This window comes from Streptomyces triticagri, assembly GCF_003429565.1.
Taxonomy (GTDB): Bacteria; Actinomycetota; Actinomycetes; order Streptomycetales; family Streptomycetaceae; genus Streptomyces; species Streptomyces triticagri.
Genome location: NZ_QUAK01000110.1, coordinates 42351 through 53498 on the forward strand (window position 1 = coordinate 42351; position 11148 = coordinate 53498).

The following is an 11148-nucleotide window of genomic DNA, read 5'->3' on the forward strand; positions in this document are numbered from 1 at the left end:
ATGTACTCGGTACATATATCGCGTACATACTGCGGCCATGAGCACCCGCCACGTCCTGCTCGGCCTGCTCGCCGGTGGGCCGAGCCATGGCTACGACCTCAAGCGACGCCACGACGCGCGCTTCCCCGGCGCCCGCCCGCTGGCGTACGCGCAGGTGTACACGACCCTGCAGCGCCTCGTCCGCGACGGCCTGGTGGAGGTCGACGGCACCGACGCCGACGGCGGCCCCGAGCGCACCCGCTACCGGAGCACCGAGCGCGGCATCCGCGAACTCACCGGCTGGCTGGGCGAGATCACCCCGCCCGCGCCGCACGTCAGCAACGAGATATTCGCCAAGGTCGTCGTCGGCATCCTCGCCGCGGCGGCCGGCGAAGCGGCCGACCCGGCAGGCCATCTGCTCGCCCAACGCGCCGCCCATATGGCCCGGATGCGCGAACTGACCGCTGTCAAGACCGCCGCGGACACCGATCTCGCCACAGTCCTCTCGGCGGACTACGCGCTCACCCACCTCGATGCCGACCTGCGCTGGATGACCACCACCGCGGCCCGGATCGCCGCTCTCACCGAGGAGATCACCACCCCATGAACAACTCCCCGAGCCGCACCCCGGGCCCGACGGGCCCGCGGCGCGCGCCGATCCTGGCCGCCCACGCCCTGAGCAAGTCCTACGGAGCGACCGAAGCCCTGCGCGGCGCGAGCGTGGAGCTGACCGCCGGCGAGATCCTCGCCCTGACGGGCGCGAGCGGCAGCGGCAAGTCAACTCTGCTGCACTGCATGGCGGGGATCGTCGAGCCCGACGCGGGCGCCGTCACCTATGAGGGCCGCCGCCTGGACGGCCTGCCGGAGCACGCGCGCACCCTGCTGCGGCGCACCGACTTCGGCGTGGTCTTCCAGTTCGGCCAACTGATCCCCGAGCTGACCGCACGGGACAATGTGGCGCTGCCGCTGCTGCTCGCCGGCGTCCGCCGGCAAGCGGCGGAGCAGCGCGCCGACGCCTGCCTCGAACGGTTCGGCGTCCGCGGACAGGCCGCGTCCCGGCCCGGCGAACTCAGCGGTGGCCAGGCCCAACGGGTGGCCATGGCAAGGGCATTGGTGACCGAACCGAAGGTGATCTTCGCGGACGAGCCGACCGGCGCGCTCGACTCCCTCGCGAGCGAGCAGGTCCTCACAGCCCTGGTGCATACGGCCCGCGAGGCGGGTACCGCGGTCCTGGTGGTCACCCACGACGCCCAGGTGGCGGCGTACGCGGACCGCGAGGTGCAGCTGCGGGACGGCGCGCTCGTACCGGAACCGGCCGCCGCCACGGCCACGGCTCGGGTGGCCGGCGATGAGCACTGAGGCCCCCACCGCGCTCGCACCGCCGGGCCCCGCGCGGGTGCTGCTGACCGATGCCCGGCTCGCCACCGATCTGCTGCGCGGGGCGGGGCGCCGTGAGTGGTGGCGGCTCGGGCTGGTCGCGTTCGGCGCGTTCCTCGCCACCTGCTTCGCGCTCGCGGCCGGCACCGTGGCCGCCATCCCGGACGGCCATCCGGTGCGGTACACCAACGGGCTGCTCAACGGCTCCGGCGTACGCCCCGGCCTGGTACTCGCCCTGGTGCTGCTGCTGGTGCCCGTCCTCGCCTTCGTCGGACAGGCCACCCGGATCGGGGCGGTGCACCGCGAACGCCGGTTCGCCGCGCTGCGGCTCGCCGGCGCCACCACCCGACAGGTCCGTACCGTCGCGGCTCTCGAGGCAGGCGTGACCTGCCTGTTCGGCTCGTTCGCGGGGCTCGTCGGCTTCCTGGCCGCGCGTGCCGTGGCCGACTCCGTGCAGCGCGGGCGGTCCACTCCCGTACTGCCGACGGACATACCGGTGTTCTGGCCGGGGTTCATCCTGGTGACGCTCGCCGTTCCGCTGCTCGCCACGGCCACGGGTGCGCTCGCCCTGCGCCGGGTGGCGATCTCGCCGCTCGGGGTGTTCCGGCGCACCCGGCCGCCGCGGAACCTCGGGCTGTACGGGCTGGTCGCGCTGCTGCTCGTGCTGGGCTCCGCGCTCGCCTTCGTGGGCAGCAAGCCCGGTCTGCTCATGGCCGCCGCGGTCCCCGCCCTGGCGGCGGGCGCGGTGATCCTCATCGGTGCCGGTGCGGTGTCCGCCGCGGGGGCGTCCGCCCGGTTCCTCGGCAACCGCCTCGTCGGGCGGGCACAGAGTCCCGCGCTCCTGATCGCGGCGGGCCGGCTCCAGGCGGACCCGTGGGCGGGCGCCAGGGTGCACGCCACGGTGATCCTGGTCACCGTCGTCGGCGTCGGTTTCACCGGGATCCGGCGCATCATCCTGGACGAGGTGAACACCCGGCAGTACGCGGCGAGCGACACCGGTTTCTACGAGAGCGGCTTCGCCGCGGTGGGCCTGACCGTCCTGGTGGCCCTGGCCGTCGCCGTACTCGGTCTCGCGGTCGGCACCGCGGAGTCGCTGATCACCCGGCGGCGGGCGCTCGCCGCACAGTTCGCCGCCGGTGTGCCGCGGTCGGTGCTGCGCCGCGCCCTGCTCCTGGAGACGGCCCTGCCGCTGGCCCCGGCGGTGCTGCTCGCGGGCCTCGGCGGGCTGCTGATCTACGGGGCGTACACGGCGCCTTTCGGCAGCGAACTGCCGCTGCTGCAGCCGCTCCTGGTCCCCGTGGTGGTGTATGCGGCGTGCCTGCTCGCCGCGGCGGCGTCGCTGCCGCTGCTCGGCCGCGCGCTGCGACCGGCGGAGCTGCGGCACGAATGAGCAGCGGGCGGCGGCTCGTCGCACGCCATGAGCCGACCCGGGCGCGGTGTGAGGTGGCCGGGTCGGTCAGGGCGTACGAAGGCCCGGTCTCTCAGGCGGAGATGCCGTCGATCCGGGCCAGCGCGTCGTCGGCGCCGTATGGCTGCAGGTAGGGCAGCCAGCGCGGATCGCGATGCCCCGTGCCGATGATGCGCCAGGCGAGGCCGCTCGGCGGTGCCGGTTTGTGGCGCAGGCGCCAGCCCAGCTCCAGGAGATGGCGGTCGGCCTTGACGTGGTTGCAGCGGCGGCAGGACGCCACCACGTTCTCCCACGCGTGCCGGCCGCCCCTGCTCTTGGGGATGACGTGGTCGACGCTGGTTGCGACGCCACCGCAGTACATGCACCGGCCGCCGTCCCTGGCGAACAGGGCCCGCCGGGTGAGTGGAACGGGCCCCCGGTACGGGACGCGCACGAAGCGCTTGAGCCGGACCACGCTGGGTGCGGGGATGGTGCGGGTCGCGCTGTGCATGAAGGCGCCGGATTCCTCGAGGCACTGAGCCTTGTTCTCCAGGACGAGGACGAGCGCGCGGCGGAGCGGTACGACGCCGAGCGGCTCGTACGACGCGTTGAGGACCAGGACATGCGGCACGGATGCCTCCTTGTACGCCGGCGGCGCGTGGCTCGCGCCGGGACGATCTGCCCTCAGTCTCCCCTCATGCCTGGTGGCGGCGCCACCATGTGCGGGTAACGGGGTGAGGGAGTTTGCCGCCGCGACGGGCCCCGCGGCTGCGACGACACGGGAATTCTCCGGCCCGTGTGCCGTCCGACACACTCACGTTCTGCCCACACGTGAGGGCCGTCTCTCCTTCGAACATGACAACGATCCACACACAATGCCCCGTTAGTGTGGTGAGTCTGTCCGGTCTTCCACCCGTATCCAGGAGGGCCGGCGGATCCACACCAGGAGGTAAGTGCCGTGTTCTTGTCCGTCGCGTCGAGGGTCGTCGCCGCCGACGAGCCCGTGACCCTCGACGACGCTCACGAGAAGGCGACGAACGCCGCGGCCTTGATCGAGCAGAACTGGACGGTCTGGCTCGGCATCGGTCTGAAGGTGCTGCTGATCGTGGTGATCGCCGCGATCCTCCGGTCCGTCATCCGCCGGACCATCACCAAGCTGATCGAGCGCATGAACCGCGGCGCACAGGCGGTGGACGGCACCGCGCTCGGCGGGCTCCTTGTGAACGCCGAGCGGCGCCGCCAGCGCTCGGAGGCCATCGGCTCGGTGCTCCGCTCGGTGGCGTCGTTCCTGATCCTCGGCACCGCCGCCCTGATGGTCCTCGGGGTCTTCGAGATAAATCTGGCGCCGCTGCTCGCGAGCGCCGGTGTGGCCGGTGTCGCACTCGGTTTCGGTGCGCGCAATCTCGTGACGGACTTCCTCTCCGGCGTCTTCATGATCCTTGAGGACCAGTACGGGGTGGGCGACAGCGTCGACGCGGGCGTCGCATCGGGCGAGGTCGTCGAGGTGGGCCTCAGGGTCACCAAGCTGCGCGGCGAGAACGGTGCGATCTGGTACGTGCGCAACGGCGAGGTCAAGCGGATCGGCAATCTGAGCCAGGGCTGGGCCACGGCCCGAGTGGACGTCACGGTGCACCCGGAGGAGGACCTGGACAGGGTCCGCAGGACGCTGGAGGAGGTCGGCGAGGCGCTGGCCAAGGACGATCCGTGGAGCGAGGTCCTGTGGGGACCGGTCGAGGTGCTCGGCCTCGACTCGGTGAATCTGGACCAGATGGTCGTGAGCGTCTCCGCGAAGACCATGCCGGGCAAGTCCGTGGGCGTGGAGCGCGAGCTGCGCTGGCGCATCAAGCAGGCCTTCGACGCGGCGGGCATCCGCATCGTCGGCGGCCCCGCCCCGGAGGCCGAGGACGGCCCCGCCGACCCGTCGGCCGGGATGGCCGCCCCCTCCGCGTACGCCTCCGCGGTCTCCCCGCAGTCGATGGCGGCCTCCCCGATCCCGCCGCCGACCCTGAAGAAGTAGCCGAGGGCCCGGCGCCCCTCCGCACACCGCTCAGCACCGCACCCCCGCAGGTAACGACTTGGTTGCCGCGGGGGTGCGGTGTCTTGACGTGCGCCCGTGCTGCGCTGCTACCTTCCTCGCATCGAACAGGAAACCTTCCTAACAGTGGCATCGGTCAAGATGTCATGCGTACGGCCCGGGACACCGCGGCGGTACGGGAAACGGTCGGGTACGGCGGCGTAAGGGGTTCTCATGTCGGGTGCGACACCGAACACACCGGCTGCTCCGAACACACCGGGGACCTCGCACACACCGGGCACTCCGCGGGTCCTGCGGGCCATGAACGACCGGGCCGCACTCGATCTGCTGCTCGCCCACGGACCGCTGAGCCGCACCCGGATCGGAAAGCTCACCGGCCTGTCCAAGCCCACCGCCTCCCAGCTGCTCTCCCGCCTGGAAGCGGCGGGCCTGGTCGAGCAGACCGGCACGAGCGAGGGCCGGCCGGGCCCCAACGCCCAGCTGTACGCGGTGAATTCGCGCGCCGCCCATGTGGCCGCGCTCGACGTCACGCCCGAGCGGATCCTCGCCGCGGTCGCCGACATCACCGGCGCCACGGCCGGCGAGTTCGAACTGCCCACCGGACGCGGCGGCGAGGGCGCGGTGCGCCAGGTGCTCACGGCCCTGGACGGCGCGGTGAAGGACGCCGGCCTGACCCGCTCCGAGGTGCACCGGGTGGTGATCGGCACCCCCGGCGCCTTCGACCCGAACACCGGACGCCTGCGGTACGCCAGCCACCTGCCGGGCTGGCACTCGGCCGCGCTGCTCGACGAACTGGCCGCCGCGCTGCCGATGCCCGTCGAGTACGAGAACGACGTGAATCTCGCCGCCATCGCGGAGCAGCGCCTCGGCGCCGCACGGGACCACCAGAACTTCGTACTGCTGTGGAGCCAGGAGGGCATCGGCGCCGCCCTCGTCATCGGCGGACGACTGCACCGCGGCTGGACCGGCGGCGCGGGCGAGCTCGGCTTCCTGCCGGTGCCCGGCACCCCGCTGGTGCGCGGCGTCGCCCGCCAAGGCAGCGGCGGCTACCAGGAGTTGGCGGGCGCGCAGGCGGTGCCGCGGCTCGCCCGCGAGCTCGGTCTCGACGTACCGGACGAGCCCTACGCACGCGCCGCCGCGACCCTGCTCGCCCGGGCGGCCGCCGACGAGGACGGCGATCCCGTGCTCGCCGAGCTGATCACCGGGACCGGCCGGCGGCTCGCGACCGGTCTCGCCTCGGTGGCCGCCGTACTCGATCCGGAGCTGATCGTGCTGTCGGGCGATGTCATCGCGGCGGGCGGGGAGCCGCTGCGGGCCGTCATCCAGGCCGAGTTGGCCGAGCTCGCCGCGACCCGGCCCCGGCTCGTGCTCGGCGGCGTACCGCACCGTCCCGTGCTGCGCGGCGCGCTGGAGAGCGCGCTCGCGGACACCCGCGACGAGGTGTTCGACACCTCCCGCTGAGAGCACCCACCCACCACCACCGCGTAGCACCTCACCGCTCAGAACCTCACCGCGTCACCTGTCCCTACCGCCCCCTGCCCACCTCACCCGTCGAGGGAGACACCGCCATGCGCAGAACGGGAACCTCCGCGAGGAGGCGGCTGACCGCAGCCGCCGCACTCGCCTCCATCGCCCTGCTCGCCTCCGCCTGTACCGGATCGCCGGACGACGGCGCGGGCGACGACCCGAACGCCGAGACGACGCTGACCTTCTGGCACGGCTGGAGCGCCCCGAGCGAGGTCGCGGCCATCAAGGAGAACATCGCGTCGTTCGAGAAGGCGCACCCAAACATCAAGGTCAAGATGGTGAAGGGCATCACCGACGACAAGATCAACCAGGGGCTGCGCGCGGGCGGTTCGAAGGCACCCGACGTGGTGTCGTCCTTCACCACGGACAACGTCGGCCGGTTCTGCACCTCCGGCGCGCTCGCCGATCTGAAGCCGTTCCTCGACAAGTCGAGCATCGACCCCGCCAAGACGTTCCTGCCGCAGATGGCCAAGTACACCGAGCACGACGGCAAACGGTGCACGGTCCCGCTGCTGGGTGACGCCTACGGCCTCTACTACAACAAGGACGCGTTCGCGGAGGCCGGCATCAAGGCCCCGCCGAAGACCCTCTCCGAGTTCGACAGGATCGCCAAGAAGCTCACCAAGACCAAGGGCGACGGCTACTCGCAGCTCGGCTTCATGCCCAACTACCTCGGCTACGAGACGACGGTGGAGCACTACGGCGGCCAGTTCGGCGTGCAGTACATGGACAAGGACGGCAAGTCGAACACGGCGAAGGACCCGGCCGTGAAGAAGATGTTCGCCTGGCAGAAGAACCTGGTGCAGGATCTCGGCGGCTACCAGAAGCTGAACCGCTACCGCACCTCGCTCGGCGACGAGTGGGGCGCCAAGCACCCCTTCCACACCGGCCAGGTCGCCATGCAGCTGGACGGCGAGTGGCGCGGCAAGATGGCCGCCGACGCCGGCCTGGACTTCAAGATCGGCGCCGCGCCGTTCCCCGTGCCGGACGACCAGGTCGACGAGTACGGCAAGGGCTATCTCTCCGGCACCATCCTCGGCATAGCCCGGACCAGTGAGAAGAAGAACGCCGCCTGGGAGCTGGTCAAGTACCTCTCCACGGACACCGACGCGGTCGTCTCCTTCGCCAACGCCATCCACAACGTGCCGTCCACCCTGAAGGCGCTCGATTCGCCGAAGCTCGAGGACGACCCGCTGTACCGGACGTTCGTCGACATCGCCAAGCACCCGAAGAGCTCGCACGCCCCGTCCTCGGTCAACGGCGGCGCCTTCCTGCTGACCCTGCAGGACAACGCGGTCGCCTACGAGAAGGGCAAGGAGACGGACCTGGACGCGATGTTGAAGAAGAACGACGCGCAGGTCGACAAGGACAACGAGCAGGCGCAGTGAGATGACCGCCACCCATCCCGGCCCGAAGACCGGGCCCCACGCCGGGCCGAGGGACGCACGCCGCGATCCCGCCCTGCGGGCCAAGCGCCGGCGGAACGCCCTGCGCACCCTCGGGTTCCTGTCCCCCTGGCTGATCGGGTTCAGCGTCTTCTTCGCGTACCCGCTGATCGCGACCGTGTACTTCTCCTTCATGAAGTACGACGGGTTCACGGCACCCGAGTACGTGGGCCTGAAGAACTGGAGTTACGTCTTCCAGGACAACCCGTTCTTCTGGCCCGCGCTCGCCAACATGCTGTGGCTGATCGCGGTGATGGTGACGCTCCGGGTGGTCTTCGGGCTCGGGATCGGGCTGCTCATCACCCGGATCAAGACCGGCGCCGGAGTCTTCCGCACGCTGTTCTATCTCCCGTATCTGGCACCGCCGGTGGCCGCCACGATGGCCTTCGTGTTCCTGCTCAATCCGGGGACCGGGCCGGTGAACACCATCCTGGACACCCTGGGGATCAGCGGACCGCAGTGGTTCAACGACGCCAGTTGGTCGAAGCCGTCGCTCACCATCCTGGCTCTGTGGGGCATCGGCGACCTGATGGTCATCTTCATGGCCTCGCTGCTCGACGTGCCCAAGGAGCAGTACGAGGCCGCGGAGCTGGACGGGGCGAACTCCTGGCACCGGTTCCGCTATGTGACGCTGCCGAACATCTCGCCGATCGTGCTCTTCGCGGTGATCACCGGCGTGATCGCGACCATGCAGTACTACACGGAGCCACTGGTCGCGGCGAAGGTCGCGAGCGGGGTGATCGGCGGCTCGGGGCAGCACTTCGAGCCCGGCTACCCGGACAAGAGCACGCTCACCGTGCCGCAGGTGGTCTACAACCTGGGCTTCCAGCGCTTCGACACCGGCGCCGCCTGTGTGGTCGCCCTGGTGCTCTTCGTCCTGGCCATGGTGTTCACCACCTTCCTGATGCGCAGGCGCAGCGGCTTCATGTCGGCGGAGGACTGATCGATGACTACCGATACTTCGAGTTACTCCACTGGTTCGGCTGGTTCGGCTGGTTCGGCTGCTTCGACGGCTTCGTCGGCGAACAAGGCCCCGCCGCCGGCCGGCGGAGCGGGACGTACCGCCGAGCGGGCCGCCCGCCGACGGGCCGCCCTGCACTGGGTGGCGGTGCACTCGCTCGCGATCGCCGCGGCGCTGTTCTTCGTGCTGCCGTTCGTCTTCGTGCTGCTCACCGCGGTGATGAGCGACGACCAGGCGCTGACCCGCGAACTGTGGCCGCACACCTGGCAGTGGGGGAACTTCGTCGAGGTGTGGCAGACGCCTGGCTTCCTCACCTGGTGGCGCAACACCCTGCTGTACGCGGGCCTCGGCACCGTCCTCGCGGTCGGCTCCAGCCTGCCCGTGGCGTACGCCCTGGCGAAGTTCCGCTTCCGCGGGCGGAACGTGATGATGATGGTGGTCATCGCGGCGATGATGCTGCCGCCCCAGGTGGTCATCGTGCCGATGTACCTGTTCTGGGCGAAGCAGCTGGATCTGGCCGGCACGCTGTGGCCGCTGATCATTCCGTTCGCCTTCGGCAACGCCTTCTCCATCTTCCTGCTGCGGCAGTTCCTGCTGACGATCCCCCGCGAGTACACCGAGGCGGCGCGGATCGACGGCTGCGGCGAATTCACCACGCTGCTGCGGGTGGTGCTGCCGATGGCGAAGCCGGCGGTCGCGGCGACCGCGCTCTTCCACTTCTTCTACTGCTGGAACGACTACTTCGGACCGCAGATCTACGCCTCGGAGAATCCCGGGGCCTGGACGCTGAGTTACGGTCTCGAGTCGTTCAAGGGGGCACACCAGACGGACTGGAATCTGACCATGGCGGCCACGGTCCTCGTGATGGCCCCCGTGATCATCCTGTTCTTCTTCGCACAGAAGGCCTTCGTCGAAGGCGTCACGCTGACCGGAGTGAAGGGCTAGACAATGAAGCTCGCAGTGGTGGGCGGCGGTTCCACCTACACCCCCGAACTCGTCGACGGGTTCGCACGGTTGCGGGAGACCCTGCCCGTCGAGGAGCTGGTCCTGGTCGATCCGGACGCGGGGCGGCTCGATCTCATCGGGCCGCTCGCCCGGCGGATCCTCGCCAAGCAGGGGCACCCGGGGAAGGTCACCACCACCTCGGACGTGGACGCGGGCGTCGCGGACGCGGACGCGGTGCTGCTTCAGCTGCGCGTCGGCGGGCAGGCCGCGCGGAACCAGGACGAGACCTGGCCCCTCGAGTGCGGCTGCATCGGCCAGGAGACCACCGGCGCGGGCGGTCTCGCCAAGGCGCTGCGCACCGTGCCGGTCGTCCTGGACATCGCCGAGCGGGTGCGCCGGGCCAACCCGGACGCCTGGATCATCGACTTCACCAATCCGGTGGGCATCGTGACCCGTGCGCTGCTCGAGGCCGGGCACAAGGCGGTCGGCCTGTGCAATGTGGCGATCGGCTTCCAGCGGCGGTTCGCCGAGAACCTGGGCGTGGATCCGTCGGAGGTCTTCCTGGACCACGTCGGCCTCAATCACCTGACCTGGGAGACCGGCGTACGGCTCGGGGGCCCGCACGGCGCCGACGTACTGCCGAAGCTGCTCGCCGAGCACGGGGACGCGATCGCCGAGAGCCTGCGGTTGCCGCGCCCGGTCCTGGACCGTCTCGGCGTGGTGCCGTCGTACTACCTGCGCTACTTCTACGCCCACGACGAGGTGGTCCGCGAGCTCGGCAGCAAGCCGTCGCGGGCCGCCGAAGTGGCCGAGATGGAGCGGAAGTTGCTTCAGATGTACGGCGATCCGTCCCTTGACGAGAAGCCGGAGCTGCTCGCGAAGCGGGGCGGTGCCTTCTACTCGGAGGCCGCGGTGGACCTCACCGCCTCCCTGGTCGGCTCCGGCGGCAGCCCGTACCAGGTGGTGAACACGCTGAACCGGGGCACGCTGCCGTTCCTGCCGGACGAGGCGGTGATCGAGGTGCAGGCGACGGTCGGGCACGAGGGTGCGTCGCCGCTGCCGGTGGCCGGCCTCGACCCGCTCTTCAGCGGCCTGGTCTCGCATGTGACGGCGTACGAGGAACTCGCCCTGGACGCGGCCCTGCGCGGCGGCCGGGACCGGGTCTTCCGCGCCCTGCTCGCCCATCCCCTGATCGGCCAGTACGAGCTCGCCGACGGGCTCACCGACCGCCTTCTCACGCACAACCGGGAGCACCTTCCGTGGGCCTGATCACCACCGGCCCGACGGGGCGGACTGCGGACGCCGAGGGCGCCGTGCTCGCCGTCGACGCGGGCAACAGCAAGACCGATGTGGCCGTGGTCGCCGCGGACGGCACCGTGCTCGGTGCGGCGCGCGGCGGCGGATTCCAGCCGCCCGCGGTCGGTGTGGACGCGGCGGTCGGCGCGCTGGCGGCGACGGCCGCCGAGGCCCTGGACGCCGCTGCGGCGGCACG

General features: G+C 70.9%; 10 protein-coding genes and 1 pseudogene. 10 read left to right on the forward strand and 1 reads right to left on the reverse strand.

Annotated elements, in window-relative coordinates; translation table 11 throughout:
- Positions 1 to 37: 37 nt before the first annotated feature.
- Genes DY218_RS20250 through DY218_RS20260 form a run of 3 tightly spaced genes read left to right on the forward strand, consistent with a single transcriptional unit; the run spans position 38 to position 2746 of the window.
- Positions 38 to 586 (forward strand): PadR family transcriptional regulator, encoded by a 549-nt coding sequence (locus DY218_RS20250; RefSeq protein WP_128557510.1) that lies wholly within the window; start codon positions 38 to 40, stop codon positions 584 to 586.
- Positions 583 to 1338 (forward strand): ABC transporter ATP-binding protein, encoded by a 756-nt coding sequence (locus DY218_RS20255; RefSeq protein ID WP_128557511.1) that lies wholly within the window; start codon positions 583 to 585, stop codon positions 1336 to 1338. The genes DY218_RS20250 and DY218_RS20255 overlap by 4 nt, the downstream gene beginning before the upstream one ends.
- Complete coding sequence (locus tag DY218_RS20260; protein WP_199566798.1) at positions 1328 to 2746, forward strand: ABC transporter permease; 1419 nt, start codon at positions 1328 to 1330, stop codon at positions 2744 to 2746. The genes DY218_RS20255 and DY218_RS20260 overlap by 11 nt, the downstream gene beginning before the upstream one ends.
- A 91-nt stretch (positions 2747 to 2837) precedes the next feature.
- Here the strand turns inward: DY218_RS20260 and DY218_RS20265 are convergent, their stop codons facing one another.
- Positions 2838 to 3374: an HNH endonuclease gene (locus DY218_RS20265; RefSeq protein WP_128557512.1), complete on the reverse strand. Its 537-nt coding sequence runs from the start codon at positions 3372 to 3374 to the stop codon at positions 2838 to 2840.
- A 327-nt stretch (positions 3375 to 3701) separates the two neighbouring features.
- Here DY218_RS20265 and DY218_RS20270 point away from each other — a divergent pair, with 327 nt between their 5' ends.
- The 7 genes and pseudogenes from DY218_RS20270 to DY218_RS20300 form a co-directional block, all read left to right on the forward strand.
- Positions 3702 to 4760 carry a mechanosensitive ion channel family protein gene (locus DY218_RS20270; RefSeq protein ID WP_407703663.1) on the forward strand — a complete coding sequence of 353 codons (1059 nt, stop codon included), beginning with the start codon at positions 3702 to 3704 and terminating at the stop codon, positions 4758 to 4760.
- Between the two features lie 231 nt (positions 4761 to 4991).
- A complete protein-coding gene (locus tag DY218_RS20275) occupies positions 4992 to 6239 on the forward strand; it encodes an ROK family transcriptional regulator (RefSeq protein ID WP_128557513.1) in 1248 nt (415 codons plus the stop codon).
- 107 nt (positions 6240 to 6346) lie between these two features.
- Entirely contained in the window at positions 6347 to 7693 is a 1347-nt protein-coding gene (locus DY218_RS20280; RefSeq protein WP_128557514.1) for an ABC transporter substrate-binding protein, read from the forward strand.
- Between the two features lies 1 nt (position 7694).
- A complete protein-coding gene (locus DY218_RS20285) occupies positions 7695 to 8693 on the forward strand; it encodes a carbohydrate ABC transporter permease (protein WP_128557515.1) in 999 nt (332 codons plus the stop codon).
- Positions 8694 to 8696: 3 nt separating this feature from the next.
- Positions 8697 to 9656: a carbohydrate ABC transporter permease gene (locus tag DY218_RS20290; protein WP_128557516.1), complete on the forward strand. Its 960-nt coding sequence runs from the start codon at positions 8697 to 8699 to the stop codon at positions 9654 to 9656.
- A 3-nt stretch (positions 9657 to 9659) separates the two neighbouring features.
- A complete protein-coding gene (locus DY218_RS20295; protein WP_128557517.1) occupies positions 9660 to 10925 on the forward strand; it encodes a 6-phospho-beta-glucosidase in 1266 nt (421 codons plus the stop codon).
- A pseudogene (locus DY218_RS20300) lies at positions 10916 to 11148 on the forward strand (hypothetical protein); the annotation flags it as partial. The gene DY218_RS20295 and the pseudogene DY218_RS20300, both read left to right, overlap by 10 nt.